Here is a 26,956-nt window from a genome sequence, read left to right as displayed (position 1 = left end):
TTAGTAATTGCGATCATCGTACACAGTTGTATATCCTACTTCATACCATGTATTAATCCCAAAATATGGCTTCAACACAAGAACTTTTTGTCCTGTTTTATTGTCAGCTCCTCGCCTGTTCTTGGCGTAAAACAACAAATAATATTGGAATCCTTTCTCTTTTTTCATTGGTTTGTCGATATAGTCTCCTGCAAACTCATCCCATTGATTAACCAAAAGTTCATGCTTTCCACCTTCATACTCATCGTCCCACATAAATCTGCCTAAAATAAGAACAGATGCTTCATTCTTGATTTTTTTTGCATCACCAAGAGCATATTCATTAAGAAATCTCATCTTCAGTGCAGAATCTGCCAACTGCACGTTTACCCAAACAGCCAGATTAAGGCCGCCGCCATTCGGTCGTGCTAACTTATAAATCTCCTTCATGTCCTCTACGAACCGTTCCCATCTAGCCATACTAGCATCGCCTTCAGATGGTTTTCCGGTATCGATGATTATCCTACGTATTCCTCTCGCAGCATAATGCTTAACTAGTTTCTTCACATCATCCATTATGTAATTTTCCATAAAAACAAATGTGATAAGTTTTTCATCGCCATCGCTGAGATTCTTAACCCATTGGGCAGCTTTACGCAATTTCGCTTTTTCTTCGTCTGAAAAATTGCCCTCATTTAACTTCTGTCTGTCAACATACTCTTTTGTTCCAACGCCCATAGCTGTTACAATCAATGCCTTTTTAAATTCTGAAATACTTTGCTCATTTGCAATAACAAGCAACTTTTCTTTATGTTGAATACATGACATGATAACTTTGTTGACAGTAAGGCTCGTTTTACCAGAACCTCCGAAACCACCATACATGTATACATGACCAAAATCCCAACCTGTAGTAATTTTGGTCATTCTCTTACTTTCGTAAAAAGGTAAACCAACAGCAGGATTTTCATCCCATTCTTGAATTTCATCTTCAAGTCCTTCTAACAAATAGTGTTCGTCATATTTGTTGTCTCCATCAAGACCGAGTTGGAGTATCTTATCATTCCAATATGTATGCAACTGCTCTTTGGTCATCTTTTTATAATCATACTTACCGTCTTGGGTGATCACTCTGTCACCGAAATAACCGATCAGTTTAACAATTAAGTTATATTTTTTCACCTCGCTATAGTAAGCTTCTAGGTTATCAGCCTTATCTTTAACTTCTTCTTGAAGTTCACGGATTGTTTCGTAACCACCATATTTTTCATATGTATCAACTGTATTTGTGTCCCTTACTATCTGTGAAACTGATATATCATCAAATACTTTTATACCTTTTTCACTCAATTTTCTGCCTAGTGTAAAATAATAACCATATACTGGATTCATAAAAGACTTATAGTTGATCTTTTCCTCAGAAAAAAAGTTATAGTTATCTGGATTGCTCCAAAACAGACCTGTTAGACATCCTTCGGATATGATGATTTCTTTACTTAGTTTGTTTTTCCAATCCGTCACGTAACCCCTCCTTATAGAAACTCCGAAATATCCGTACTGCTACTTTGCTTTTTATAATATATTTCTATATTTTTATTTAATTGTGGATTTTCTCGATTTGAAGCAATCTCTTTTTGCTGGCGCATCTTTAGTTTTCTTCTTTCATTTGCCTCATTTAGTTTATTAGTCATAATAGTCATGCAATAGTTAATTGCCTTCTCATCGTTGCTATTATCCAGTTTATTTGTAATACACCACTTAATGCTGTCTTCAGCCAATTTATAAGCGTCAAGCATCAAAGCAAAATCAGGGCCACTCTTCCACTGTCGCACCTTTTTACCGTCTTTAAAAGTAAATCCTGCTCGTAGATCCTGCAGTCTCGTTATATTACCTGTAGGCAAAACAATAATATCGTGCAACTTGAGCAAGTATTGGAATAAGGCATCCCACTGTTCATTCTCAATTCTTTTCCTTTCCTTTTCCTTCAGGAACTTAGGATGACAGTATTCCTTATGATAAAATCTCTTGTTCTCTAAAATCATATCCTCTCTGCTGCCATACTGTGTGCAGATCGGACATTTGACTGGTCTTTGTTTGGCCAGCTTTATCACCTCCTAAATAATAAAACGCTCAAATACAGGTAGTCGTAACATCCCACTCTTGTAATATCCTCGATGCTTGATTTCACATCTTATAATTGGTTCCAGGTAAACCATATCTTTAGTCTCTTTGGTTTTTAATTGTTGGAACACCTTAAATCCTGCTTTCCGCTCATGAGGTTTAACTCCCAGTTCCATAATTCCTAATGGTCTTTGGCCATCTGACAACAGCCACCCAAACTCACTCTTTCGATATCCAACTATATAAATCTCTCTCATGTCATAGGCAATCACTTTTAACCATTTAGATGACCGTTTATCTATCTCATACTTTGACTGTGCATCTTTCATTACAATTCCTTCAAGTCCTTGGCTCTTTACCAAATCAAAATATTGTGTTCCTCTTCCCAGCAAATACTTAGACTTGGCCGCATACTGACTATCTGAAAAAGAGGTTTCCAAAGCCTCTTTACGATTGATAAGAGGTAAATTCTGCATATCTTTATTTTTATATTTAATAATATCGAATGCGCAGAACATAGCTTTGTGCTTGCTCTTTTTGGACTTAAATCTCTCCATCATGGCTTCAAAGTCAGGCTTACCGTCAACTCCTGGAACAATTAGTTCGCCATCGAGTATAGTTCCTGGAGGCACATCTATGTTATCAACCAGCTCTGGAAAGTTGGCTGTTATCTCATTATTATGTCGAGTATACAATCTAACTTTGTCAATATTGCTAACGATCAACCTAATACCGTCCAATTTTAGTTCGGTTATGTAGTTGTCATTCATCGAATGGCTTGTTATCTGCAGCATACTCTAGCAGCATTGGGGAAATAAACACTGTCGTCACCTACCTTAATAGGTAGTTTATCAAAGTAGGTTAACGATGTTTAGCGGTAAGTTATGTATTTAATATCGAATCTAATATTTCGACTTTGTAATTCATCATCTTCTCTAACTGATTTAAATCGCTTATAGAATACACTTTATTATCAATTGTATTATATCTATTGCCAATCTTATATGTATATTCTCCAGTTTCTTTTTGAGCAATTGGTGATCCATCTTGCCTGTAGAACCCTGCAACGTTTCTGAACTTATCAATCTTTATATCTTCAACATCACATTTCATCAGATGGCTCTTTATTAGCATCAACATTGAATCAATATAGCCTTCTTTTTGTTGCTCTGTGTATTTACTCATCACATCCCTCCTTTGTCTCAAAGAGTTCAAATATGTCAACTTTCTCTCTGGTTCCATCGTTCCTCACCATAAAGACCCCTGGGTCTTCAGTGTTCAACTCACATTCAACCCCACAAGCACGTGAAATAGCCAGTATTTCTTTAATTGAGTAATCCATGTATTCCTCCTTATAAAAATGGTGGTTAACAACCTGTTGAAGTCATTATACCACCATTTATCTTATTTGTATATGTTTATTTTATTAACTAAGAGAAAATGCATCTCTTACGCAAAATGTTCCAGCACTAGCGTAATCGCGATAAGATGCACTCTCCTTAATGCTCATGTTCGGCATCTTTATTATATACCGAGTTTATTTGTATTTCCAGCTTTACGAAATAACTAAATGTTTTTTATCTGTGACAAGCTGAACTCCATCAATCTTTGCGCCGTTTTTAACAGCTGCCAAGATACTTTTGGAATCAATCTTTGGATCTTGAGCGATTTTATATGTATCAGGAATCAGTTTAGGATCAATTACATTTAGAGATGGATTGCTCTTTTGTAGACGAACCTTAAATAGACCTGCATTTACACTGCTTTTGCCACTAGATTCAATCATTGTCTTCATGTAATTCTTTAGCCCATCGTGTTGATTTTGTAGCGCTTTGCGCTTCTTAGCTAAACGATCTTCTTCATCCTTAAGTGCTTTAATATCAGCGCTCATATTCTTAAGGATTTTCACAGTGTTTTCACACTTATTCTCAATTAGATCATCAATCGCTTCTAAGTTATCAATAAGCGCCTGGATATCTTCTTCAGTCATGTCTTCCTCAAGCATTTCATTCGCATAATCATTAAACTTTCTATATTTATCAGTGAGCTCATAAAGTTTCATTTAATCATTCCCCTTTATTTTGTTATCATTATACTTACTTTTTAAATCCATTTTGTGTTTCTTTGTTCGTACACGATCAGTCACTGCTATAAATTCATTCTCAAACTCATCTTTAAGCGTCATGGTTTCAATGATACCTTTATAGATAAAATTCCTGATATTTTTAATCATGTATTGTCCTCATTTTTTAATAAAAGTCCTCATTTATTTAGAAAATCCATTTCCAATTAAACTGAACAATACAGAATCATCTAGCACAACTCCGCAGGTTGCAGAATCTAATTGAATTTTGGTGTGAAGATTAGCCAACTCAATTGCCTGGGCAACATCCCCACAATACAAACCATATCTATTTACAAGCTTTATATGCTCTGTGTTAGCAAAATTATAATTGTCTGACTTCTCATTAAAGATCATATAGAAATCTATCTTTGCTTTTTCTAGTTCGTAGATAGCGTTCATTTATAGTCCTTTCTTGGTGGAACTTAAAATTGAATTATAGTATAAGGCATTATTGATTTGATCAGTTTTCTTCCACTCATCAAATACTTTTTGAGATTGACTAGAAGTACTTCCATTGAAGTATTGCGGAACAATCTTAAATGTCTTCACGAAATCAATAACGCATTCTTCGCAAATATCGAACATCCATTTTTGTTCTTCATATTGACTTCCTTCCTTGAAGTGTATCGCAAAATCATAGGCAAAGGTTTCCCAAATATAGTGATCAACCTGTTCTGGCTCTTTTGTTATTCCGCATTTATTACAGGTTGTGGAGACATGAATTAACTTCGTCTCGGTAATCTTCTCTTCTTTATAATTCTTCATATATTTCCTTTCTTAATCAAATTTCTATTTTATGTTGACTGTCAAATCGAAAGAATTTGGTTTGAGTAATTCGATGTTTGAATTATTGTCATCGTCAATATATAGAACCAGATCGTACTCATTGGTTCCTGGTTCCAGTGGGACATCCGACCAACGATTTCCATCAGACAGACCTACAAGATAGTGTCCTCCATTCACGAATGAAACAATATACGGATACTCACCAATTAAAACCATGTCTCCACATTGAACTGTCTTCACATAATTCGCTCCACTGGTTCGTTCAATTTTTACCACCTATAACGCCCCCTTATCTTACAATGTACTATCTATTTCATACGAATTCAGCATTCTCAACGAATTGCTTAAGTCTTCTAGTATCCTGTCATTCTCGTCTTCATCTAGCCAAGACAGGCAAACATTATTTTCCGACACATCAATATACTCAATTTGATATGTGTTAATGTATCTAGGCAACTCTAATTCTGGGTTCTGAATCTTAACTTCTTTTCCTATGTATTCTTTGATTGCTTTGTTTGTTTCAGCATAAATTTTTCTGGTACTCACTAACAATTGCTTGAATTCATGAGCGTCTGTCACCTTACTACTCCCTTCTTGATAAAATTACAATTTTATAGTCTTTCAAAATAAGCATATGTTTCTATGTCATCTAGCATAGCCTTGTTAATTACATCTCTAAGATCATTTGTTTCAACTGTTTTGAATCCTCTGTTTTCCATCTGTTCCAAGACATCAACTAAAAATTTTGCCATATTTGCAGTACCCAATTTGTAAGCTTTCATTACTGAAGTATCCAAGATAATCTCTTTGAACATTTTATCTAAAGGCTTTTCATTTTTATTGATTTGCATTTTCTCAATCTCACTTTCTCGATAAAATCACGAATTGATTAAAAGTTTTTGCCTAAAATTCCTCCATAAATATCAAGAACGAGAGTCGGTGCTTTGCTACTTATATTTTTATCGATAACCTTCCTATCTACTTTTGTCCCCTCATCAAACAAGCGGCTCTTAATTACTTGATAATAAAAACATCTTCCATCATCTTGTTGTTGATAAATCTCTTCCGCTTTCTCATACAGTTCGCCCACTTTATCTACCTCTTCTTTATTTCTATTTAATATTTTTATTGTATGCACTTGTTGAATGACCAAGGAGGCCAATACAAGAACAGAACCAGAAAAAGCGGTGACAGCAGCGAAAAGATAGTTTTCCTGAAGTGCAAAAGAAATTGATATTGTTGTAGATATACACCCCAACAAGAAGAATAATTGATATACTATTCTCATTTCACCCTCCTCTTTTCAAAGAAATTCTCATTTTATTTAAATATGTATTTTTACTTATTAAGCCTTGCATTAGCCAACCTCTCCGCTGCAGCCTTTCTCTGTTCGTCTGTCCATTGTCTTGGCTTGCTCTTCGCCCTAAATGAAACTTGATTGCGCTCCACGCGATAATACATATTGCCTTCGCCATCTGTCTTATAAGGCTCAAATCCTGCTCGTTTCATTCTGGTTTGCTCTTTACTGGAACTGCAAAAAATATGATACATATTCGACTTTTCATCGAAAACTAGAACAGCTTCCCGTTCTGCTGGTGTTAAACTCATGCTATCTATCCCCCTAATTTTCAAAAGTTAAAACATCATTATTTTTAGTGTTTAAAATATGAAACGGTAGTGCTACTCCAGTGCTGAAGTTCGTTGCAGCTCTAAGAGCCATAATTATTCTTTGAATCGGATCATCGATATTCTGAGTGCTATGTAAAGCAAACTCTTCTCCACATCCACATACACTATATGAATCATAGGCTTCGCCAACCTGATAATCGGAGTCAATAGAGAATAACTTATCTTTATATGCCACTAAAAATTCTCCTCCGCTTTTCTCACCGTTATTATTCCTGTTGAATCCTCCATTTTCAAATAACTCAATCAGTTTTGGGATAAAATGTGTGACCATGTATTCATGATCGATTTTCTCTTTATCTCTGGGGTCGAATAATCCTGTACCGTACATTAACAATTGTCCCATGCGATATGAAGATGTAAAGCCAGCAATAGCATTATTTATATCTTTTAAGTGGAATACTTTTTTATCTTTTCTGCTAATGCCCAAGTATCCGTTGGAGCCCAAAGAATCTCCGCCAATATATGTCACGCCATCATGGACTAAACCTACTATACAAGTCAATAAGTTTCCTCCTATTCCGAAAAAGTTTCATTTTATCAATCTTGATACTCTTCAAGCAATTCTATTGCGAATTCCAAATCATAGATCTGATGTTTTAGCCTTGTAATTGTTTTTCCCATTGTACTGTCAAGGTTTTGTTCATAATGTTTAATTTCAAGCTCTTTGTCTCGTAGTTCATGTTTCAATATTCGAAGTGCATATTCTCCACTCATGTATTATCTCTCCTTTATTTTACTATTTTATTTATATTCACTTATCAATCAACAAGTGACCAGGTCATTATTTTTCCTCCATAACTTCCAATTGCATAAACAGGATCTTCCCATTCAAAATACTTGTTAATCTTATCTTCAGTTAAAAAATAGCATGACTTCTTAGTGACGGTAGTATATCCGAATCCTCTTCCATAAATATTTTTTTCTGTGCTATCTTCCAAAGAATATTTATGTCCTTTTAGGAATTGATGTTCCATTCCAAAGTTATCTTCGAGGATAACACTTTGCTTACACTTATACATTAAATTCTCCTTCCTTTCTTGTTAAAATGCTGATTTATTCAAACTCTTTATTCAAATCTCTTGTTCCTAGTCCATTTACAGGTTTCCACATCATTCGCTCAATGATCTTTCTATTTGAAAATCCTAAACTCTTTAGCTTTGCAGCGTAACTTAATATCTCTATGCAATCATCATGACTGATTGGATAATGGACGATAATCCCTGCATATTCATCAGCTTCACCATCGAAAAACACTTCATTTGCATCGGCAACTAGCCTATTCATTTTCTTCATCCTCAATCAATTCCCAGTCTCCTTATCTTCTTTAAGTGAATCAAAATCAAATTCACTCAATATTTTCAACAATCTTTCAACCTTCGGTGCTCTCCAGACTGTCATTGCATATGTATGTGCCTTACTTGTATAGTGGTAGTGATTTAATTTTAAATGTGTCTTCGCTTCTTCTTTCGTTAAAAACATTGTGTTTGGAACAATGAACTCTTCTTCTTTAACAAAAACTGAATCAAAATATCCGTCATCATTCATGTTGTCTATTATGTATTGCCAGAGGTATTCAAAGTCACCCTCACTCAAATACCAACTTAACTCATCGTCAATTTCTTCCTCGTAATATTCCTCAATGAACTCTTTTAGATCATTAAAACTCTCGAATTTCACATGATCCCCATCGTTATGAAAATACTCATACTCACCACTATCATAATCTTCATGACCAGGAACCCTTCTGTAATCCATAATCACCCAAAATCGTGGTGAAGCTTGACAGTCACTTACTTGAGTGTTTAGTTCTGTTTGTAGTTCCTTTAGGAACTGGATATCATCATTCATTAAGTGCTCCTTTCTTGGTAAATGATCGATTTGATCAATACTGTACATAGACATCCTTATTGTTACCGAAGTCTTTCCACGCTTCCAGAAAACTCATATAAGAATCAATTACTCGCTTCGCTTCCTCTAACCCACAACCTTTATAATTTCTAAAACAAAGAACTGCTTTTGCTCGTGATTCACCCTGATGGATCAAGCGCCTAACTTCTGAATGGAGTTCTTTTTCCCACTTTGAACTCTCTTTAATAAAGTCATCTATATTTGCTTTTCTTGAAAAAATCATGTTCTAATAAACCTCTTCTCTAAATCAAGATCGATTTTATAAACTTATTCAATAGGATCGTATCTATATGAGGGTACTCTCTTTAATACCTCTGCATTAAAGTTGTCATAGCCCTGAGACCAGAATTTCATAACATAATCGCCTTCAAAAACAATCATACAGCCGTCATCGGTCAGGACAATTTCCTTAAACTTTCTGCTCTCCAATGTCTTGCTGTATAGTTCTAATTCTTCATTTGATAGCAAGTTAACTCCTCTCCTTTTCTCTAAGAAATATCAGTTTGATCAAAACCTAATTTTTTTCTTTATTTTGTCCTGTAGTGATTTATAATTTTTCTCCCTTTTAAGTACATGAACAATATGATAAGTTAATACACTGAGATAGATGATTAAAAGTATTGGTTGCCACACACTAATCCACCCTTCTGGATAAAGATTAAAATAAAAATGAAAAATATGGTTTACAAACACAATATATCGGGTTAAATTATATAGTGTTACACAACATATAGTGAATCGAGGTGATTGATATGGCTAAAAAGATCAAAATTAATCTCAGTGGTTCTAAGTCTCAGATTAAAAACCAACTTCGTAGAGCAGAACGTGAGATCACTAAAGATATCGAGAAACAAATTCAGCGTCAACTCAGCAAACTTAAGTAAGACTCCTTCATAACCTATTTTTTCTCCTCCAGGTGCTGGATAACATCTGGAGGAACCTTTATTTTTGACCTACCTTATTTTTACCTAATACTAAGAATTCTTCTTGCTTTAGGCTTTGTTCTCAACTGCATGGTTTCACCTTTTTTGTTTGGAAGCAGCTGGGCTTTAATATTCAAGTACCAATTACTTGATCGAGGCATAAACAAAGGATACTGATCAAAATCCTGACTCTGTACCCGTTCAAGCTCCAAGGGAAAGCTATTCATCTTATGTACAAATAACTCATGTTTGCCTTTAACTTCTTTACTAATCAACCCTTTTACATGCATTACATACGTATTGTCCTTATTTCTCTTGACATTCAGCTCATCAAATATGTTAGCTGCCCTCCTTTAATATTACCTTTTCTAATTGCTTATTTTTATAATATTCAGTTCCACTGACTTCACGCTCAGTTGCCTTTCCACATCTTAAACATCTACTTAGATTCTCTGACTCAAAAATTTCCTCGCCACATCTTTTGCATGACTCTTGATGTGTTAGTCCTTCAGTCGCCAAATGCACCAGTCCCCACTTCACAATAGGTTGCCTTCATACGTTTTCCATGGGCTAATGCATCATCGAAATCCTCTACAGTCTCGATTCGTTTTCCATAATAGATAATTTCTTCTGGAGGGCTAGGATAACTATCACAGGAATAGACGTAGACATCTACAGATCCTTTCCAAGCGATGTACTCATATCCCATCCCTCCCAACCAAAAAGCGTTAATTCGGTCGCTCCATTCTCCCATACAAATCCCTTCTTTCTTTATAAAATCCTAATTTCATCTCAATTATTTCAACTATCTAAATATTGTTTCGCTTCTTCGTATGTATCGAACATGCTTCCTGAATCCTGAACAATCGATTCGCCTTCTTGATTCAAATATTCAAAATCTACATCTAATACGTTGTATTGCTTCATTAGTCTGACCAATTTCTCGCGGCGAATCTGATGATCATCAGCGATCAACTTTCCTCTAAAGTACAAACCTTCCCAATCATCCAGTGAAACTACAATAAACTTATTTTCCATAATAAAATTTATCCCTCCATATTTATATTTTTTCTTTGAAATACAGGTTTTACAGAGACTCAAGACGTTCAATAAGCTCCTGAACCTTGAGTCCAAATTCTTTCCTTGATTCCTTCGCTGCTTCGATAACATGGTTAATATCAGATTTGCGATCAAGCACTCGTCTCACCATCTCATCTATTTCAGTCTCGCATATGTATTTGATAGTCTTATATCTATTCAATATAATATTGCTCCATCTTATCCTCTACCATCTCTTTAAAGTCATTGAGTTTATCACGGATCTCCTGGAGTTCACTGTAATTAACATCGTCTTCTTCAAAATACACAATCAAATCAATGAATCTGTCATAGTTAAAATTCACTTAGATCACTTCCAATCTAATAATATTTCTCGTATCTCATCCCAATTATCTACTCTATAAAAACGCTCTTCATCAAGGTTGTGTGGAGCTGTGTAGAGAATTCTAGTTCCTTGGAACGTCTCCAGGTTTTTTGGCTTGTCATCGATTAGATATTCGGCCTTCACAATGCTCTTATCTCTTGTGAATACAAATTTCTCTTCATCAAGGAATGGAAAGTGTTTTTTCAGCCACTTATACTTAGGGACAACATTATTCGGATTAAAAGGTGCTGTCACTATGTAAACGTCATATGTATAACTGAGTTCTCTTAATACTTCTTGGCTACTCTCCATTACTGGAAGGTTAAGAAATAAATCAGGATCGTCCATATATGTATATATCTTTGTACCGCATTCAGGCTTGCATAGATGGTGCCAGTTCCAACAATCCACCTGTTCAGGTGTTAAAGTGTCGTTATAATCGTTGTTGTATCGCCTTACCCATTCCGACAAAAGGTCAGCAATAACATTATCTTGGTCAACCGCCAAACGTTTTTTCGCCATTCAATCCTCCCTCTTTCAATTTTTGGAGTTCAACAAGTGCAAGATTTCCATAACCAACGAGGTCTTGTAAGGTGTCTTCTATCGACTCATCGACTTGAGCTTCTTTACCTTTAATTAGATTTTCCAGTCTTCGCATCTTGTCATCCATTCTGATCAATGCCGACATAATCCCATACTTTTCAAATTGAAGACTAAATGAATTACCATAATCATGATTCTTTCTCTTCAGTAGATTTTTAACGTTGTCACATACTTCTTCAATATATTGTTCTTGTGTTTTCATTTACCATCACCCATTTTAATTATTTTTACTCGTACTTGCTTTTTTCTCCCAAACTCAAGAGCCCTGTCTAAGTCCTCAATGAACACATCGATCTTCTGGCCCTTAATTGCAGATCCTGTATCTTCAACCGTTCTATAACCCACATTCTCTATGTATACCTGTGTTCCAATAGGGAGCACTCTTGTGTCAGCAGCAATAGTTCGCCCTTCTTGAGTTTTCTTTCCCGATGCTGTAATCGAGTAACCCTTGTCTCCAGGACGCTTTCCTGTTGATTCTGGGCCATTTGTATATGCAGTTAAGGTAAAGTACATCCATTCTTCTTCTTGCCTAGTATTTGTTTTGTCTTCTTCTTTAATAATCGTTAGATTATCAATAACTTCCCGACTTTGATTACTGTTTTTTATTGTAGCGATTGTCGCATTGTCATCTATTTCAATCGGTTGATACAATACCATTGATATAATTAACAATAAAGAATTTATAGCGATCATTTTTCATCCCTCAATCTAAATAACCATTTTTAATATTTACATTTCTACAGTACATTCTTGCTTCTTCTTCTGTTAGAAATGATTTGTAATATTTTTTCCTCATTTTTCCATCAGAGTCTCTATATCGTTTTTCAGTCCTCCATTTTTTACTTTTTTTATCTAAATAGTAATTCATCTTCTTAATTGGATTTTCTTTTTCACGCTTATATTTTCTCCACTCGTCTTCGCTCATCGGTGTGCAGTCATTTAATGACGCGAACTCCCCATGCTCAAGTAGTGCGTAAAAATTATAAGCATTGGCTGCCGCTTCTTCATTGCTGAATGATCCTATATGGTATTGTTTCTTTGATTCTTTCCTGCTAATGTATGCGTGCCAATTGCTTCCTGACTTTTTTACACCCTTATACTTAGATGTCGTTTTTCTTTTTGGTGATTTAGTAATATTCTGAGCGTTTTCTTGTTCATTACATAGTCTCAAATTACTTTTCCTGTTATTCGATGGGTCTCTATCTTTGTGATCAACATAAAATTCATCGGGTGCTTGAATGAGATATCTATGTAAGTTTATTCTATTTGATCCACTTCCAGTGTGAGCATAACCATTTTTATTAATAACCCAAAAATACGATAAGCACTTTTCTACGTCTTCTACGTCAATATATATTTTTCTGCCTAACTTAGACTCTATGATTGCATACTCATCAAAAATCATATATTTGTTATAGCCAAGCCAATTTTTACTATGAATTAAAAATTTAATCATTTTGATTTCTTGCTTCCCATCTTCGACCTCCTGATATGTATACATATAGTGGTTCAGTCTGTTCCAAACCACTATATGTTGTATATGTTTAATTATATTTATTTATAAAAACTGTCTTTCATCAAAACTTATGTATTACACTTGCAACCCCTCAATAAACTTGAGGACTTCAGTCAACTTAAGGGTATCATCTGATTTGCGATAGTCTAACTCGCCTAACAACTCAAGGAATTTGGGGCCGATCAAATCTTTCCGTTGATTATAATCGAATCGCTGCATAGCAGTTGCAATCTTAGATTTCAACTCATCTGGTGATACTTGTTTCTCTTTGGATTCCTCGATACGTTCAGCAACTTCTTTTGCTTGTTCATTGCGTTCAACTTCTTGTTCTACCCTCAACTCTTCAATGCTCTTAGTTGTCTTTTTGAGTTGACCTTTAACTGCATCTTCAAATACTTTTAGGAAGTTTTTGGCACTGTACTCAACAGGGTCTTCAGGAAGGTCAGTGTATCGTCCACCAGCGATTGAAATATATTCTGTTGGTCTGAACACCATCACTGTACGTGTTTCATGGAAGTTGTGACCCTTCTCTTTACCTGTCTTGGTTTTGATATTCTCAGATACTTCATTTCCAGCCTTATCGGTAACAACAACTTCATTGAATAGGCAGCAAATCAAGCTTGCCTGAGACTCAAAAATTTTACGTCCAGTTTGATGCATCATAAGTTCAACTGAGTTGTATTTCATTCCGTTATAAAGTGTTGTTTCCTTCTCTTTGGTCCAGGCAAGCCCCATGATTCCATACTTTACAGCCTTCAAAGAATCGATGGGCTTTTTCATTTCATCATAAAGTGCTGTATATCCATTCTCTGCTCCTTTGGATACCTCGGTAAGCTCTTGGAGTGAAGCAATCTGTCTAACTCCATATTTCTTTGCTCTATCTTTAAGGAGCCATGCAGTGGCAGCATCAATGCATCGATCTACAGTATCAAAACCAATAAGTTTAACTTTCTTTCCTTCTTTAGCCTCTTGAACTAGTCCAGGAACAACTTCTTTCTTAAAAAATTCCCATTGTTTCCATGCCTCTTCATCAGATCCTTCTTCAAAAATTGGGAGAACATTTTCTTCTAGTTCCCAAGTCTCGAAGCCAGGTTCCCATGCCAACAACAAAGTTTCTTCCTTTGGATTTTCATAATGAAGCTCCGTTACTTCCTTCCACAATCTCGTTTTACCCGTTTTGTAAGTACCCGCCACAAGGCTGGTAATGGAATGCAGTTCAACTTTCGGGGTGTTTCCTCTGACTTTGTTTCTCCAATTTTTCATTAATTCATATCGCTCCCTAAATATATTTATGTTAAGGTCTACACTATAACGTGCAGACCACTAAGATATAGCTTATCAAGCATTATGCAAACGGATCAAATTCATCTACAGCAAAGGGATCTGAAGTGTTGTTAAATGGATCATCATTGGACTCAAATGGATTTGTAGTCGTAACTGCTGCTGTTTTTCTAAACTCTTCTTCTGTGAGCAATTCCCGCATCAAACTTCCTTGAACATAACCAATGATTTCGAGCCCTTTCTTATCTCCGCTTGTTACACGTTCTTTGCGTGTTACCTTTACGGACTCATCGACATCGCTAAATGGGTCATCAGAAGCCAATTCCTCAACCACATCTACATAAGTAAATGTTGCACGGTTATTGTCTTGTCCTGTTACTTCAATGAAATCATATGTATTCAGTGAGGCAAATGCATCGGCCATGGATTTCTTGCCTTCTGGAACCTCTTTTTGGTAAACAATTAACTCAACGTCTTTTGGTTCAGAACGCTCCTTACCGTAGTCCAGGAAGGTAGCATTTACTTTTGTATCTCCGCTCTCTTCCTGGTATGTGCTGCGAATACCAATCTGCATTGTAAAGTAGTTTACTTCACGGAAGTTTGTATCGTTGAAATCCGTAATGTAGTCAAACTCTTCTCCAGCATGTTTAACTGTCTGAGTTGTACCATCATCATTTACAATAAGCCCATCTCTGATCGGACGAACAGAACTGATTATACGTTTCATAAATACTTTCTCTTCGCCATCTTCTGGACTAAAAGTGTCAAATTGATATTGACCTCTAACCTCAACCCAGTCTCCTTCTTTAATCATCTGACCGAGACGTTCGGCTTTATCCCAATCCGTTTCAATTGCATGATATGTATCATCAGGGAACTTAGTTTTATCGTTTCGATCTGCCCAAGCTACTTTAGCTGCTTTTTTATGCTTGCTGCTATATGGGTATGCATACTGCATCTCCATGCCTGCCAGTTCCAAGCGAAGTCGATTGCTTAACGCTGTTTCAATTTCGAACTGCAGAACTCTGCGTTGCTTTCCTGTTGACGTTGGTTTTTGGAAGTAGATAGGCTGCTTTTCCCAGCTCCCCGAATCTTTATCCTTCTTACTTACCTGTCCGACTTGGCCAATGAATCTAAAAGAGCTTTTGAACTCCTTGCCACTATGAGTCTTGTTTACCTTGATTTTATAATCTGCCATATGTATATTTATCTCCCTTATAATTAGTTTATTGTAGTTATATTCTATGTGACTGATCAGTTATAAGGGAGGGCTTCTCAACTTATCCTGTATTCTCATCACCACCTTTAAAGAGTTCAAATTTATATGTCATCGTGCATTGCACGTTGTTTTAGCTAGGTGGGCCTTGTAGGACTCGAACCTACGACCACCGAGTTATGAGCTCGACACTCTAACCAACTGAGTTAAAGGCCCAATTTCTTGATGTAACTATTATTTGATTAAGATGCATATTCAGAATACCATCGCAATTACTTATTGTCAATAATTTGTTTATTTTTATTTTTTAATTCTGTTTCAAGCCGAATTCACCACTAAGTCCAGCTTGTTTGCCTCCCCCCTAAATTAGACGAACAAAATTCATAAACCTAATATCTGGCTTTTGTTTGCTATGAATCTCATAAATACGAACTGGGTCGTCCATGATTTCCAGCTTTGATAACTTGGCTGAGTTCAGCGGTTCCTGAAAAAGCCTTTCTAATGCCCTTTCTTTTGCCACCAGAAATTCTTGAACAAACTCATCTATATTAGAATACCGAGTATTCATAATCTTCTCTCTTCGTTTATCATACACATACTTGTTAATTTCCTTTCCTGTTAATCCAATGCAATCACGTAGAAGTTTTTTGTAGTCCGTTTGAAATAAAAAGTTAATCATCGCAATCAACTCTATAGCAGTGTTCTCAATGTCCAACAGTCGCTTAAGGTTGTCATCCATATCACAGTCTCCTTATCCCCATCTTGTCGTTTTCAACCAGCTGCATGACTAACAGCTAAAATGATTACATGCCATATCACAATCTATTGTAAATTCATTGTATTCCTGCTTACAGAATTAGACAATAGAATTACATTCCCCCCGAATTATTGTTGACTATCAAGATAATTTGGTAATATTATCTTTTTCATGTCGATAACTGTCGTTTTATGATATTTGAGAACGTTTGTTCGCTTATTGAGACTATTATACGACCATCATTGCTAAAAGACAAGGAAATAAAAGGATATAAGGGTCACTCTTAGTTGTGATTGGACATTTTTTTTAGATACTCCTTAACACAATTGATCTTTGATCGAGCAATTGTTATATATTCCTTGCATTTCACCAAGAATATATCCCTGTTATCGAAGTCTACGACTACTTCTTTTTTAAAATTAACCATTCTGCCTCTATCTGTCACCATAAATCCATGTTCCTTGGAGATTAAGTCTATGATTTGATCATTAGTTGTACAATGAACAAATTGACCTCTTTCAGTATAATATACTGTTCTTATTTCCCCCTTAATTCTTTCTGGCATTGAACCGATAATATCCTCGCAATTTAACCATTCAGCCTTATCAGATATGTTCTTTCCTTCTCTGCTCACTACAATTATGTATTTCAATTTTGAATCACCTCAATTATTTTGTAATTCTGCACCCACATAAGAGAGGCACAGAATTACATTGTAATTTATTTTTGTTTAATTACTTTTTAAGACTTTTAGGAGCAGTTGGATTGTAAATCAAGAACCAGCTTGCAGGAGTTGCCACAGCAGTTGCAAGAGCCGTACAAAATGCTCCAAATAGAATCATTCCCTTTTTCATTCCTTCTCACCTCCTTTCAAAGGACGGATGAGCAGAAGAGATTGTGCAAAAACAGCAGTAATTGCAATCGCATCGTTTATGTATATATTTATTATTATAATACCACAGGACGCAAGTTTCAGCAGTATATCATACTTTTCTGGAATAAGTGTTTGCATCCTGATATTAGATGGTGCATATACCATGACCATTAAAAGAGAAACTATCCCCATTATCATTTTGTAATCTGTTAACATATGACCGATCTCACTAATAGAGATAATTAAAGCAACTGAGGTTAATATACATAGCTCTGGGGTCTTGATGTGATATCCACCAGAAAACATTCTTAGCAAAGAGAAACTTCCCAGACTGATCAGAACATTCATTAAATTTTCTGATACAACCCCGTAAAGAATAATTACGATGATTGGCAATACATTGGTTATTATGAATTTTAGAGAATACTCTACAATATCTAACTCTGGAAGCTCAGTCGGATATTTTCTTTTCATTCTACTGCTTATGTTAAATACGAATTTATTAATCAACCTGAAACTCCCTTCTAAAAGATATAGTTAGTAAGGCTATTAGGCAAACAAGCCATATAGAGAACCCAAAAATCAGAGAACTGTATTTTAGTGTAATTCCGAAAATAAAGAGTATTGAAGTTGCTGTAGTCAAGATGATTATATTGCTTTTCGTCATTTTAAAACTCAATGTGGTTGCATATGGAATGAAGGTAAACCATAGGCTTAGTCTTCTCAATATGACGCTAATTACGATTAAGACGGTGCTGCTGATAATTTGATAAGTTATACTAAGACTAGCACTATCCTTAATCTCGACTAAATTAATTCCCGTGATCATTTCTGAACACTTTATCAATCCCCATTGGACTATCATACAAACAATATATCCAGATACCATCATTAAAATTGTGTGTGGTAAGGATACTCGGAAAAAGAGTATTAGGAAAATGATTAGAATAATTAAGTTGATCAACGGTGTAAATTGTGCTGCAACTTGATGATCAGAAAGCAAGTATGTTCCTAGTGATACTATTGAAATAGTTATGATCAATTCTTTAACGTAATCACCGAGACTTATTCTAAAAAGTCCAAATGTAATAATGAAAAATGCTAATCCTTCAAGACATGATGCAAGTATGTATAACAAAGCGTCAAACATGTTATCCCTCCGTCTTTAAAGTAAAAATAATTAACTTATGTACATAATATATCATCGTCAATTCTTAATGTCAACAAAAAAAGAATAAGTTTTTAACTTATTCTTCCTCTGGGTAAACTTCTTTTATTTTACTTATGTTAAGGAACTCTTTTCTGAGCCGCGTAGTGTGGTAATCCTGTTTGTTTTTTAGTTTTGAAATATTGAAATGCGCACATATAGCATCGATTTCAAGCTTCTCAAGTTTTTTGCTTTTATTGTATAGGTTCTTGGCCATGTACAGCATTCCTGAGTTTCTTATATTGATTCCAATTAAATAAGGTTGGTGATTCCAATCCGCTACTTTCTTTAGCCTTCTGAAGATTAAATGGTAATCTGCTCTTCCTGAATCCCTAGTATTCAACATAACATTCTTAAATACATATTCATTGTCAGCAAGATTTGCAGTTGGAGCTTTAATGTTTTCGCTTGGATGCCCATTATTTTTATAGTATATAGTTTCATTAGAAGCTTTGATCAGCATCTTAATTAACTCATCTGATACCTTTATTTTTCTTTCTTCTATTTCATTTTCGCCTACTTCATTTTTAAGGGTTACAATACCTGATTCCTCATCAATATCGCTGCGAGTTAAGTTTAAGATCTCAGAATATCTCTTTCCCATTACTCCTTCAAATATACACTGAACTATCGCTGAGTCCTGGAAATTTACAAGACTTCCAGTTATATCATCTATCTCTTCTTTACTGAAAATGGTTTTATTTGATCTGTCTATAAACTTTGAATAGAAGTCATCCCCAATGATCGCATCCATTGGGTTTAAGTTATTTGCTCTTAAATCCTGTTCAATTGCCCATCTAATATAGGACTGAATAATAGAAGCAGAAGCAGTAACTGAACTTAATGTTCCAGGTTTAAGGTAATGAATTAATCGTTCTATCTCATAGATATTGAAATCATATAAATCTTTTTCGAACTGTTCCTCAAGGGCTTTTGCTCTATTCAAAACTCTTTCATAAGCTGCGCGTGTATTTTTATTTAGATTACTCAAAAACATCTCTTTTTGGTCTTTATTATAAAGACCTTGCTCATATATTTGATTTGACATTTTCTTGACTTCACCCTCTTTTTACTTAAAATAGTCGAGCAGTCTATTGCGATTTCTTTTGTTGTTTATTCCTTTACGATCTTCAAGTATTTCGATTAATTTAGAATCCTTAAAGTTGATACTCTCTACATAATCCCTTATTTCTTTCAAAGGTCTGTTTTCTTCTTTAAAGTTCTTAGCGATTTGAACATATCCAGCAAACATTAATGGGTGATTAATGTAAGTGTGTCTGAAGTTATTTGGATCTTCTAAAAATTCTTCAACAAAAGAACCAACTAAATAGTTAAAGAAATCAACAAGATATTCTGAAACTTCTTTAGCTTCTAGTTTCGTTGTAGGTGCAAAAGTTTCATCAATTGCATAAGACAGAATATCAAAAGTAGTAAGTTGTCCAGCAATTTCACTTATTCTAGATGAGGAGGCAATTTTTCCTTTTAAGTCAGATTTTAATTGCAAATCTCTTACCACTATATCTGAATGTTTTTCAGATTTCAATTCCCTAATTCGCTCTGGTTTCACCACATTTACTGTGTTAATTTGACCAAAATACTTCTTAGCAGTGTCTGTATCATAAGATCGAATTGAAAGTATTAACTCTAACTCTAAATTAGGGTTCACTGATATTGCTCTCACTGCAGCTTGAAGACGATGAAACCCATCGAGAATAGAAATGGTGGCCCCTTCATTTATAATTAAGGTTCTTGTTTTTGGATCATAATCTAAAGGCTCAACTTCTTCAGAATATACATTCAATGTAATCATGTCAGCCAAATAAGTCTCGTTTAGCATATGTGATGCAATGTCTTCAACGCTCTTTTTGTTTACATCAGGAACAGGAACAACTCCATCTTTAGTTCTTCTATATTTAGCACTTCTTTGAGTTTCGTAGTCATAAGTGATTAGTTGAGAGTGAAACATTTTAACCAAGAAAGATATTTTAACTTTAGTTATATAATTTTCTAAATCAATCATTGTGACTTCTTTAAATTTTAAAGGTAAAAAAATACTTTCTAATTGATCATCCTCATATTCTTTAGATTTTTTAATTTCATTGTCAGTAAAATACTCATGAGGAGAAATTGAATTTTCTGAAGTTTCGTTATGTAAAGCTATTGCCAGTAAACAAAGCAGTTTCAAATCTAGTGTGTCTAAAGAGATCTTACCAAGTGCTATCTCGTTAAATGTTCCTGCAGCTACTCCAAATGAAACCAAGTTCTTATTAATACTCTCAATTGTTTTTCTTTTATGTTTTATTTGTTCAATTACTTTTAGCAAATTATCTTCAAGAATTCCTCTGTCTTTTTTCATATCTTTTTTAAACACCCCTCAATTCCCACTAAGTATTAAGAACTATTATCAATTATACACTAAAATAAACAAAAAAATAACTATAGACATACTTATCCCATTGATATTGGATAAAAATATGTATAGTTATTTCACAATTTCGACTCATATTTAATTAATTCAATAATACACCAAAACACTTATATTGTAAATCACATATTTTTATTTTATTAATCTTTCTTTTTAAGGGTTAATAACTATTTTCGTAAATCAAGTCTGGTTATTGTTTTTCCTGTGGCTGAATCGTATATTCGGTATCCTTTAACCATAAAGTTGCGTAGTGTATCAAGGTCATTCGATGTCATTGATAAGTCCTTCCAAACCTCAAGTTTTTGTTTGGGATCGCAGCATACAAATTTCTGAAGTCTATATCTTTGCTGTAAAATTTTGAACACTGTCCTTTATTTGTTTTGTATTTCACATAATCTTTTGATAGTATAAAAATGACAAATACACCTTACCGCTAAATAAGGAGTGTATTTGCCATTTGTCGTGACACGTTTGGCGTATCACTTATGTATAAGTATAGTTTGATACATATTACGTGTCAACCCTTTTCAATAAATTGGAGGAATTGTTTATTATGTATGTGGTTGACATTAAACTAAAAGAAATCCTACTTGAAGCTAATTTATCAGAAAGGGAGTTAGCTAGAAGAACTGGGATCAGACAGGCGACTATAAATAGTATGTGTAATAATGAGGTCAAACTGGTTTCTCTAAAAAATATTGCTGCTATTTGTGAAGTTCTTGAAATAGATATTGATGATCTATTAATTCTACGTAAATAATACATAAACACACAAAGGAGACCTTATTGTAATTTACTAAGGTCTCCTACAGTAATAAATAAACCATTGATATAACCTCCGATTTATTTATAATAATTTGTTTCGGCTGTGTACTTTCTTTAGCATGCTCATATTAGCTAGTTAAACCAAGTTGAATTCTGCAAGCACGTTCAATCAACCAGTCCATGCTGCTAGGTATCTCAGCTACTTTAAACATTAAATTGGATTTACTTATGTTTGTAATTTGTTCAATTAAGAGAATACTATCGTCTTCAAGTCCAATTTCAGAAGCTTTTAGGCTAATATGAGTAGGCAATTTCTTCTTAGTTTTACTCGTGGTTAATGGCGCAATAGTAACTGTTGGAGAATATTTATTTCCTACATCATTTTGCAAAATGCAGATTGGTCGAACACCTCCTTGTACACTCCCTTGCCTTTGTCCCAGATCAGCAACCCAAACCTCTAATCTTTTCACATCTACTTTTGGTTTATTCATCATTGCAACGCTCATAATATGTAACACTCTCCCGATCTTCTAATTTTATATCAAATTGATTATGTTTATTCATATTCTAATAGTATTATAACCAAAAATAATTAATATAACAACGGGAACTAATGTTCTATTATAAAAAGTCAAGAACATTTGGTTGCCTCCCAATTTTTAGGCAATAAGAATAAATGTTTAGCTAAGTGGATAGACATATGAATAGACCATCATATGGAGGTATTTTATGAAGAGAAAAGATGAATGGAGTTACGAAGAAGACCTATTATTGGCGCAAACGATCCTGGAACACATAGAAACTAACAGTACACAGTTAAAGGCGTTTGAGGAGGTTGCAGAGCGTCTTAGACGCACTCCAGCAGCCTGCGGCTTCCGCTGGAATAGTGCCGTTAGAAAAGACTATACAGAGCAAATCAAAGAGGCTAAATCAAAACGAAAATCAGCTAAAAATGATGCTACAGAGGATGTCGTTGCCAAAGCATCAGCGTTAGTTGTTGAAGCAAATAATCATGAGCACCAAAGAGTTGATTCGGTAACCCCGTTTGATCCGATAATCGACACTCTTACTTCCCTAAAACAAGAATACCTAACAATGAAAGCAACGATAGACGAACTATCTAAACAGGTCACCGAATTAACAAATCGACTTGAGAATGTATCATCTCCATCTACATTCTCCCCTACAGAAAATATGCACAATTTAATGCAGATAATTAGAAGAGCTGAACAGTTAGGCCTCTTCGAAAAATACATGTCAAAAGATAAAGAACCCAAAGAAAAACCTGCCGGATAGGGCAGGTTCTTTTAATGAAATCTATATTTTATAATAATCTAATTATCTTTATCATTTGACCATTCATCCTGGTTATAAACCATGTGCTCCATAAAGGCCATATTTTGATAATAGGCGATCTCCCAGCAATACTTTGCATTAATCTTTAGACACATTGCCATCTCAGTTAACTCTTCGTCTGTGAGCTGTCTTAATTGATTTATCGTATACAATTCAGCCATTCTCTGATGTACTGGCAATACCATTTGTGTGTTATTCATTATTATCACTCCTCAACCTTGTTAATAAAGTATATGCACAATCAATTGTGAAATTGCCTGTCCTATTGTGAACTTCAAATTATTCTTGTCGCTGCCAAATGTCTTCTACGGTCCATCTCCTGGCAATCCCTTTGAGTTCTGCTTGCTGATTAAAGTAATCAACTATCATATACGCTGTCTGTAAATTGGGTAGTGTCTTCCCTTTAATGAGATTGGTAACAGTGTTTCTATGTACTCCCCACATTGTAGATAATTCTTCGTTGGTGGTTTCAATGCCCATATCAATTAATGTGGACGATATATAACATTTAATTTGCATAAAAAATCCCTCCCATGTTCAAGTTCTTCATGGAAGGGATTTTATCCTTTGATGAATAAATTCTTTGTTTGTCGATTGGTGTATCGTTTTGATTAGTTGCCTGAATAAACATTCTTGGTAATTGGATAATAATATATTTCAATTTCATTGCTGATGAATCCTCTTCTTTGAGCAGCCAGAAGGGTTTTGTACATATTCTCACGTCCAACTGGATTGTCAGTATGAAGATAAATTTTATCTGCTTTCAACCCATGTTCACAGAAGTACTTTACTAAGTCATATCCATTAGGTAATTCATTTCCTTCAACGTCTTCGCCTAAGTCATGATCAAGCGTCAGAATACCAACATCTTGAGTCTCAAGAATATGTATTGCTTCATAATATGTACGAGCTACAACAAAACCTTCAGGACAGTCCCGAAGGTCGTCTACATACAAATTTATTTTCTTCATCCATTATCACTTTCCTTATCGGCCTTGCATCTCATTTGTTTTGCTCTTTTTCGATATCTTCAATTGCTTTCTTAGCGATATGATAACAATGTGGATTCCCATGAACACTTAGTCTAAAGCCCTCCTCAATCTCCTTAAGGGCTTCCAACGCAATTTTCAGCGATTGTTCCATCTGGAACACCTCCCCAAATAAATTGATGAAACATGCCTTTATTGACTTGTCTCAAGAACTTTCACTTTGGATTCACGATCCATTCCTGAGAATATTCAATCATTTTTAAGACATCATCAATTGATTTTCGTTTTTCTCTCCATGATGGCATGGGCGTATCCATTATATCTTGTAAATAAATAAAGCCCTTATGGAACATTGCTAACCTTAGTTCGTCACCGGATTTATTGTGAATTTCTTGTAATTCTTTAAATTCGGTACGAAACCATGAAGCATGCTGATTTTCTGGCATTTTAGAAACCTCCCCTGATAAAACAGTCATTTTATTGTATTTCTTCAATAACGATTTGTCCGTCTAAAACCGTATTGTCCTGAATTGTCACAGTGACATCCAATAATGGATGGAGTTTATTTACAATGTTTTTCAATGCTTCTACTTCAATTGGATGAAAATTGGCATATAAAAATAGATGCTTGTAATTTTTCTCCATTACTTCGTTAAAAATTTCAATCAAATCTGCCTCTAATTCTAGTATGTCAGTTTTAGTGCTTTCTCTTCGCTCATACGAATACGAGGTCTTGTCAGCGCTGAGCACCATGTGAACATTTTGGTCATATTGGATAAGGATACTATTAGGAGTTGAATTATAAAGCATTGCTAAATAAACCGATTTTCTTGCTTTTCCTTTTAATAAAGTGAGCATAAATTTATGACCTCTTTTCGTATAAAATAAACCTTTCATCATATTGCCTTTTCTGTGAATATCTCATTTTCATAATACTCTGCAGCACGGATTAACTCAATCCATATTCCATCATGATCACAGACCCATAAACGCCCGTTATATAACCTGCCGGATCTATACATAGTACATGCATCCTCTTGTTCTGTTATAGACTTCTACGAGTGATTTTGTGGCTTTGGTGAGTTGATATACACGATCCATTAGAATATAAATCAGTGCATTATCACTGCGACCTTGTTGCTCGATGGTTTCAATAATTTTATGATTTACAACGATTTCATACGTATTCATCGGTATCACTCCATTATATTTATTAGATTGCTTTTTTACTCATTAACATCTCTTTGATATACTGTAAAATGTCTTTACCGATTATTGTACGAACTGTATCGTGATAGAATTGTTTTGCGTTTCCGTTAAGATCAGCTAAAGCGACCCCGCATTTCGTGTCATTATCTGTAATTATTGTATTAACAACATGACCATCTCGGATATCAAAGACAAAGGTTAAGTCTCGCCAAGTGTTAACCTCATCTAAATAAGTATTAATTTCCTCGTCTGACATCACCCTTACCGATCCTCTTAATTTTTGAAACACAAAATCTCTTTCAATGAATCTGCAACGTTTCAATGACATAACTTATCACCTCAACCGACATTTTTATACTTCATTTTAGTTGCTTGTCCACCTCTAATATGGCAAACACTCGCGTTATATTCTAAGTGGGCCTTAACCTTCCAATACAGTTCTGGATTGACGATACGAAGACGTTCTGCGACATCCTTATGTATAGTGCTCTTGGGTGTATTGAGTTGCTTGGCAGCATCTCTGACTGTTAATTTGTTGTCCAGGATAAACTGTGCTGTGTTAAGAACTCTCGCTTTAATACGTTGGTTATATTTGATGTTGTCTAGTTTCATTTTAATAATTCTCCTTTTACTACGTTTTATTATATTTACTTTATTAAAACAACTGTTTAGTATCTGATAAAATTCGTCTTTTATTCAGACTTACTTGCCAGTTCATTTAGTAATTGCTCGGCTTCGAATTTCGCTCCAAATCCATTTTCATACTCATAATTAGAGATATTCTCAATTGCCTCCATAGCTGCTGAAATTCCAGTTTTCTTTTCTGGAAGCCTGTTTTGCATTATTTTAATGGCACGATTTCGCAGTTCTTCTGCGGGTGTGCTTGGAGTACAAGAAACAAATACTTTGCATTCAACAATATCATCATAAAATAAGGTTACCCACCGTCCATACATAAGCATATCCCCCCCTCGAATTAGTTATTTTGATAAAATATTTCTGCCTCTTCTTCGGAATACTCATCCATTGCTTCATACATTCCACGCTCAAGTTTTCGGACGAGTTCATCATCAAGTTTAAACCACTTTTTAGCGACGATCATCATATATCCAATTGCTGCTCCATTATTCATTTACCCCATCTCCCTTTCTTTCCGATAATTTTACCGTGGCAAATCTCTTGAAAAAATCGAACCTCTTTTGGGCGCTTTTACCTCTTCTGCTGTGATCCCTTCACCAATTACAGTCAATCTGCCTTCATCGAGCCATTGTCCTTCGCGTGGTTTTCCGTCACCATCGACCGGAGGTTCAACCCAATACTGATTACAGTTGTGAAGATTTTCGATTACCACTAAAGCTTTACCGCGAAAACCGGATACTTTATCTTCGACCTCCTTTCCCAGTGAGATCGAAAAAATGTCGTCATATACGTCATTGCTATGTACTGCATTTTTATCATCCAAAATCACAATTCTAGATTCATCAAAAAATTCTGTTCTCTTTGGCGATCCATCAGATGAAAGTTCTTGAGGAGCTAGGCCATATTGAGCACAACCGAACAAATGAGCATTTCGCGCAATAATAACACCTTCAAATCCAGATACACTATCTTTTGCAACTACATTCATTGGATATTTAAATTTGTTTTCCATGTTATCTATCTCCCTTATAATTTGATTATTATATTTACTTCTAACGAAAGACTTATTTCATCAACTTACAATTGAATAGTCATAACTCCAAACGTAATATAATTCAAAAGCTTCACTCCAACAACAATCAGATTCAGGTACTTCAATCTCTAT

General features: G+C 34.9%; 49 protein-coding genes, 1 tRNA gene and 1 pseudogene. 3 read left to right on the top strand and 48 right to left on the bottom strand.

Translation table 11 applies throughout. From position 1 onward, the window contains the following. From AC0VZ8_RS13705 to AC0VZ8_RS13605, 21 genes and pseudogenes are all read right to left on the bottom strand, one after another. The gene (locus tag AC0VZ8_RS13705; protein WP_475487212.1) at positions 1-1,500 is read right to left on the bottom strand and encodes a replicative DNA helicase; all 1,500 of its coding nucleotides are present in this window, start codon (positions 1,498-1,500) and stop codon (positions 1-3) included. Between the two features lie 11 nt (positions 1,501-1,511). Further along, positions 1,512-2,021: a hypothetical protein gene (locus AC0VZ8_RS13700; protein ID WP_475487211.1), complete on the bottom strand. Its 510-nt coding sequence runs from the start codon at positions 2,019-2,021 to the stop codon at positions 1,512-1,514. A 72-nt stretch (positions 2,022-2,093) separates the two neighbouring features. Continuing rightward, positions 2,094-2,922: pseudogene (locus tag AC0VZ8_RS13695) on the bottom strand (ATP-dependent DNA ligase). Between the two features lie 60 nt (positions 2,923-2,982). Further along, positions 2,983-3,285 carry a hypothetical protein gene (locus AC0VZ8_RS13690; RefSeq protein ID WP_475487210.1) on the bottom strand — a complete coding sequence of 101 codons (303 nt, stop codon included), beginning with the start codon at positions 3,283-3,285 and terminating at the stop codon, positions 2,983-2,985. Beyond that, entirely contained in the window at positions 3,278-3,442 is a 165-nt protein-coding gene (locus AC0VZ8_RS13685) for a hypothetical protein (protein ID WP_475487209.1), read from the bottom strand. The genes AC0VZ8_RS13690 and AC0VZ8_RS13685 overlap by 8 nt, the downstream gene beginning before the upstream one ends. Positions 3,443-3,655: 213 nt before the next feature. Further along, positions 3,656-4,162, bottom strand: a complete 507-nt coding sequence (locus AC0VZ8_RS13680) for a siphovirus Gp157 family protein (protein ID WP_431785873.1) — start codon at positions 4,160-4,162, stop codon at positions 3,656-3,658. Continuing rightward, a complete protein-coding gene (locus tag AC0VZ8_RS13675; RefSeq protein ID WP_475487208.1) occupies positions 4,163-4,333 on the bottom strand; it encodes a hypothetical protein in 171 nt (56 codons plus the stop codon). It abuts the gene before it with no gap. A gap of 33 nt (positions 4,334-4,366) precedes the next feature. Next, complete coding sequence (locus AC0VZ8_RS13670) at positions 4,367-4,624, bottom strand: hypothetical protein (RefSeq protein ID WP_475487207.1); 258 nt, start codon at positions 4,622-4,624, stop codon at positions 4,367-4,369. Next, positions 4,625-4,990 carry a hypothetical protein gene (locus tag AC0VZ8_RS13665; RefSeq protein ID WP_475487206.1) on the bottom strand — a complete coding sequence of 122 codons (366 nt, stop codon included), beginning with the start codon at positions 4,988-4,990 and terminating at the stop codon, positions 4,625-4,627. 24 nt (positions 4,991-5,014) lie between these two features. Next, entirely contained in the window at positions 5,015-5,287 is a 273-nt protein-coding gene (locus AC0VZ8_RS13660; RefSeq protein WP_475487205.1) for a hypothetical protein, read from the bottom strand. Positions 5,288-5,305: 18 nt separating this feature from the next. Further along, positions 5,306-5,590: a hypothetical protein gene (locus AC0VZ8_RS13655; RefSeq protein WP_475487204.1), complete on the bottom strand. Its 285-nt coding sequence runs from the start codon at positions 5,588-5,590 to the stop codon at positions 5,306-5,308. A gap of 32 nt (positions 5,591-5,622) precedes the next feature. Beyond that, positions 5,623-5,862: a hypothetical protein gene (locus tag AC0VZ8_RS13650; RefSeq protein WP_475487203.1), complete on the bottom strand. Its 240-nt coding sequence runs from the start codon at positions 5,860-5,862 to the stop codon at positions 5,623-5,625. Between the two features lie 38 nt (positions 5,863-5,900). After that, positions 5,901-6,299, bottom strand: coding sequence for a hypothetical protein (locus AC0VZ8_RS13645; RefSeq protein WP_475487202.1), 399 nt, complete (start codon positions 6,297-6,299; stop codon positions 5,901-5,903). A 50-nt stretch (positions 6,300-6,349) separates the two neighbouring features. Further along, positions 6,350-6,619, bottom strand: coding sequence for a hypothetical protein (locus AC0VZ8_RS13640; protein ID WP_475487201.1), 270 nt, complete (start codon positions 6,617-6,619; stop codon positions 6,350-6,352). A 13-nt stretch (positions 6,620-6,632) separates the two neighbouring features. Continuing rightward, entirely contained in the window at positions 6,633-7,202 is a 570-nt protein-coding gene (locus tag AC0VZ8_RS13635) for a hypothetical protein (RefSeq protein WP_475487200.1), read from the bottom strand. A gap of 35 nt (positions 7,203-7,237) precedes the next feature. Further along, a complete protein-coding gene (locus AC0VZ8_RS13630; RefSeq protein ID WP_475487199.1) occupies positions 7,238-7,414 on the bottom strand; it encodes a hypothetical protein in 177 nt (58 codons plus the stop codon). Between the two features lie 44 nt (positions 7,415-7,458). Next, entirely contained in the window at positions 7,459-7,719 is a 261-nt protein-coding gene (locus AC0VZ8_RS13625; RefSeq protein WP_475487198.1) for a hypothetical protein, read from the bottom strand. 34 nt (positions 7,720-7,753) lie between these two features. Further along, complete coding sequence (locus tag AC0VZ8_RS13620) at positions 7,754-7,993, bottom strand: hypothetical protein (protein ID WP_475487197.1); 240 nt, start codon at positions 7,991-7,993, stop codon at positions 7,754-7,756. Between the two features lie 6 nt (positions 7,994-7,999). After that, positions 8,000-8,548, bottom strand: a complete 549-nt coding sequence (locus AC0VZ8_RS13615) for a hypothetical protein (protein ID WP_475487196.1) — start codon at positions 8,546-8,548, stop codon at positions 8,000-8,002. A gap of 34 nt (positions 8,549-8,582) precedes the next feature. Beyond that, positions 8,583-8,831: a hypothetical protein gene (locus AC0VZ8_RS13610; protein WP_475487195.1), complete on the bottom strand. Its 249-nt coding sequence runs from the start codon at positions 8,829-8,831 to the stop codon at positions 8,583-8,585. 44 nt (positions 8,832-8,875) lie between these two features. After that, positions 8,876-9,076, bottom strand: a complete 201-nt coding sequence (locus AC0VZ8_RS13605; RefSeq protein WP_475487194.1) for a hypothetical protein — start codon at positions 9,074-9,076, stop codon at positions 8,876-8,878. Positions 9,077-9,360: 284 nt separating this feature from the next. On the opposite strand from AC0VZ8_RS13605, the gene AC0VZ8_RS13600 reads away from it, so the two are divergent. After that, on the top strand, positions 9,361-9,492 hold the full coding sequence (locus AC0VZ8_RS13600) for a hypothetical protein (RefSeq protein ID WP_431785858.1): 132 nt from the start codon (positions 9,361-9,363) through the stop codon (positions 9,490-9,492). Between the two features lie 547 nt (positions 9,493-10,039). On the opposite strand, the gene AC0VZ8_RS13595 is transcribed toward AC0VZ8_RS13600, so the two are convergent. The 15 genes from AC0VZ8_RS13595 to AC0VZ8_RS13525 form a co-directional block, all read right to left on the bottom strand. Next, positions 10,040-10,285, bottom strand: a complete 246-nt coding sequence (locus AC0VZ8_RS13595; protein WP_475487193.1) for a hypothetical protein — start codon at positions 10,283-10,285, stop codon at positions 10,040-10,042. A 47-nt stretch (positions 10,286-10,332) separates the two neighbouring features. Beyond that, entirely contained in the window at positions 10,333-10,569 is a 237-nt protein-coding gene (locus AC0VZ8_RS13590) for a hypothetical protein (protein ID WP_475487192.1), read from the bottom strand. 370 nt (positions 10,570-10,939) lie between these two features. Further along, entirely contained in the window at positions 10,940-11,476 is a 537-nt protein-coding gene (locus AC0VZ8_RS13585; protein ID WP_475487191.1) for a 5' nucleotidase, NT5C type, read from the bottom strand. Further along, on the bottom strand, positions 11,451-11,759 hold the full coding sequence (locus AC0VZ8_RS13580) for a DUF1599 domain-containing protein (protein WP_475487190.1): 309 nt from the start codon (positions 11,757-11,759) through the stop codon (positions 11,451-11,453). Before AC0VZ8_RS13580 ends, AC0VZ8_RS13585 begins: the two co-directional genes overlap by 26 nt. After that, on the bottom strand, positions 11,756-12,250 hold the full coding sequence (locus tag AC0VZ8_RS13575; protein ID WP_475487189.1) for a 3D domain-containing protein: 495 nt from the start codon (positions 12,248-12,250) through the stop codon (positions 11,756-11,758). The genes AC0VZ8_RS13580 and AC0VZ8_RS13575 overlap by 4 nt, the downstream gene beginning before the upstream one ends. Positions 12,251-12,260: 10 nt before the next feature. Beyond that, complete coding sequence (locus tag AC0VZ8_RS13570) at positions 12,261-13,013, bottom strand: HNH endonuclease (RefSeq protein ID WP_475487188.1); 753 nt, start codon at positions 13,011-13,013, stop codon at positions 12,261-12,263. A gap of 135 nt (positions 13,014-13,148) precedes the next feature. Continuing rightward, a complete protein-coding gene (locus tag AC0VZ8_RS13565; protein ID WP_475487187.1) occupies positions 13,149-14,336 on the bottom strand; it encodes an AAA family ATPase in 1,188 nt (395 codons plus the stop codon). An 82-nt stretch (positions 14,337-14,418) separates the two neighbouring features. After that, positions 14,419-15,552 (bottom strand): hypothetical protein, encoded by a 1,134-nt coding sequence (locus tag AC0VZ8_RS13560; protein WP_475487186.1) that lies wholly within the window; start codon positions 15,550-15,552, stop codon positions 14,419-14,421. A gap of 160 nt (positions 15,553-15,712) precedes the next feature. After that, positions 15,713-15,786 (bottom strand) — tRNA-Ile (locus tag AC0VZ8_RS13555). Between the two features lie 145 nt (positions 15,787-15,931). Then, entirely contained in the window at positions 15,932-16,309 is a 378-nt protein-coding gene (locus tag AC0VZ8_RS13550) for a hypothetical protein (protein ID WP_431785848.1), read from the bottom strand. A gap of 301 nt (positions 16,310-16,610) precedes the next feature. Continuing rightward, positions 16,611-16,979, bottom strand: a complete 369-nt coding sequence (locus AC0VZ8_RS13545; protein ID WP_475487185.1) for a hypothetical protein — start codon at positions 16,977-16,979, stop codon at positions 16,611-16,613. Positions 16,980-17,061: 82 nt separating this feature from the next. Further along, positions 17,062-17,181 carry an AgrD family cyclic lactone autoinducer peptide gene (locus AC0VZ8_RS13540; RefSeq protein WP_431785846.1) on the bottom strand — a complete coding sequence of 40 codons (120 nt, stop codon included), beginning with the start codon at positions 17,179-17,181 and terminating at the stop codon, positions 17,062-17,064. After that, positions 17,178-17,711: an accessory gene regulator B family protein gene (locus tag AC0VZ8_RS13535; RefSeq protein WP_475487184.1), complete on the bottom strand. Its 534-nt coding sequence runs from the start codon at positions 17,709-17,711 to the stop codon at positions 17,178-17,180. The genes AC0VZ8_RS13540 and AC0VZ8_RS13535 overlap by 4 nt, the downstream gene beginning before the upstream one ends. A gap of 737 nt (positions 17,712-18,448) precedes the next feature. Further along, a complete protein-coding gene (locus AC0VZ8_RS13530; protein WP_475487183.1) occupies positions 18,449-19,456 on the bottom strand; it encodes a tyrosine-type recombinase/integrase in 1,008 nt (335 codons plus the stop codon). Positions 19,457-19,477: 21 nt separating this feature from the next. Beyond that, positions 19,478-20,779 (bottom strand): DNA sulfur modification protein DndB, encoded by a 1,302-nt coding sequence (locus tag AC0VZ8_RS13525; RefSeq protein WP_475487182.1) that lies wholly within the window; start codon positions 20,777-20,779, stop codon positions 19,478-19,480. Between the two features lie 607 nt (positions 20,780-21,386). On the opposite strand from AC0VZ8_RS13525, the gene AC0VZ8_RS13520 reads away from it, so the two are divergent. Continuing rightward, entirely contained in the window at positions 21,387-21,593 is a 207-nt protein-coding gene (locus AC0VZ8_RS13520) for a helix-turn-helix domain-containing protein (protein ID WP_431785842.1), read from the top strand. 133 nt (positions 21,594-21,726) lie between these two features. Here the strand turns inward: AC0VZ8_RS13520 and AC0VZ8_RS13515 are convergent, their stop codons facing one another. Continuing rightward, positions 21,727-22,104, bottom strand: coding sequence for a type II toxin-antitoxin system PemK/MazF family toxin (locus AC0VZ8_RS13515; RefSeq protein ID WP_475487181.1), 378 nt, complete (start codon positions 22,102-22,104; stop codon positions 21,727-21,729). A 223-nt stretch (positions 22,105-22,327) separates the two neighbouring features. Here AC0VZ8_RS13515 and AC0VZ8_RS13510 point away from each other — a divergent pair, with 223 nt between their 5' ends. Then, positions 22,328-22,894 carry a hypothetical protein gene (locus AC0VZ8_RS13510; protein WP_475487180.1) on the top strand — a complete coding sequence of 189 codons (567 nt, stop codon included), beginning with the start codon at positions 22,328-22,330 and terminating at the stop codon, positions 22,892-22,894. 38 nt (positions 22,895-22,932) lie between these two features. Here the strand turns inward: AC0VZ8_RS13510 and AC0VZ8_RS13505 are convergent, their stop codons facing one another. From AC0VZ8_RS13505 to AC0VZ8_RS13455, 11 genes are all read right to left on the bottom strand, one after another. Continuing rightward, a complete protein-coding gene (locus AC0VZ8_RS13505) occupies positions 22,933-23,154 on the bottom strand; it encodes a DUF7667 family protein (RefSeq protein WP_475487179.1) in 222 nt (73 codons plus the stop codon). 79 nt (positions 23,155-23,233) lie between these two features. Continuing rightward, positions 23,234-23,473 (bottom strand): helix-turn-helix domain-containing protein, encoded by a 240-nt coding sequence (locus tag AC0VZ8_RS13500; protein ID WP_475487178.1) that lies wholly within the window; start codon positions 23,471-23,473, stop codon positions 23,234-23,236. Positions 23,474-23,565: 92 nt separating this feature from the next. Then, positions 23,566-23,925 carry a cyclic-phosphate processing receiver domain-containing protein gene (locus AC0VZ8_RS13495; RefSeq protein WP_475487177.1) on the bottom strand — a complete coding sequence of 120 codons (360 nt, stop codon included), beginning with the start codon at positions 23,923-23,925 and terminating at the stop codon, positions 23,566-23,568. 31 nt (positions 23,926-23,956) lie between these two features. After that, positions 23,957-24,097, bottom strand: coding sequence for a hypothetical protein (locus AC0VZ8_RS13490; protein WP_475487176.1), 141 nt, complete (start codon positions 24,095-24,097; stop codon positions 23,957-23,959). A 61-nt stretch (positions 24,098-24,158) separates the two neighbouring features. Then, the gene (locus tag AC0VZ8_RS13485; protein WP_475487175.1) at positions 24,159-24,389 is read right to left on the bottom strand and encodes a hypothetical protein; all 231 of its coding nucleotides are present in this window, start codon (positions 24,387-24,389) and stop codon (positions 24,159-24,161) included. A 31-nt stretch (positions 24,390-24,420) separates the two neighbouring features. Continuing rightward, a complete protein-coding gene (locus AC0VZ8_RS13480; RefSeq protein ID WP_475487174.1) occupies positions 24,421-24,801 on the bottom strand; it encodes a hypothetical protein in 381 nt (126 codons plus the stop codon). Positions 24,802-25,156: 355 nt separating this feature from the next. Next, positions 25,157-25,480: a hypothetical protein gene (locus AC0VZ8_RS13475; RefSeq protein WP_475487173.1), complete on the bottom strand. Its 324-nt coding sequence runs from the start codon at positions 25,478-25,480 to the stop codon at positions 25,157-25,159. A gap of 11 nt (positions 25,481-25,491) precedes the next feature. After that, on the bottom strand, positions 25,492-25,764 hold the full coding sequence (locus tag AC0VZ8_RS13470) for a sporulation transcriptional regulator SpoIIID (protein ID WP_475487172.1): 273 nt from the start codon (positions 25,762-25,764) through the stop codon (positions 25,492-25,494). A gap of 80 nt (positions 25,765-25,844) precedes the next feature. Continuing rightward, positions 25,845-26,108 (bottom strand): hypothetical protein, encoded by a 264-nt coding sequence (locus AC0VZ8_RS13465; RefSeq protein ID WP_475487171.1) that lies wholly within the window; start codon positions 26,106-26,108, stop codon positions 25,845-25,847. A gap of 20 nt (positions 26,109-26,128) precedes the next feature. Further along, positions 26,129-26,284, bottom strand: a complete 156-nt coding sequence (locus tag AC0VZ8_RS13460) for a hypothetical protein (RefSeq protein ID WP_475487170.1) — start codon at positions 26,282-26,284, stop codon at positions 26,129-26,131. Positions 26,285-26,314: 30 nt separating this feature from the next. Next, the gene (locus AC0VZ8_RS13455) at positions 26,315-26,803 is read right to left on the bottom strand and encodes a hypothetical protein (RefSeq protein ID WP_475487169.1); all 489 of its coding nucleotides are present in this window, start codon (positions 26,801-26,803) and stop codon (positions 26,315-26,317) included. Between the last annotated feature and the right edge of the window lie 153 nt (positions 26,804-26,956).

The sequence above is a fragment of the Paenibacillus sp. QJM3NY_38 genome, assembly GCF_056173265.1.
This window is presented reverse-complemented; position numbering and strand designations above follow the sequence as displayed.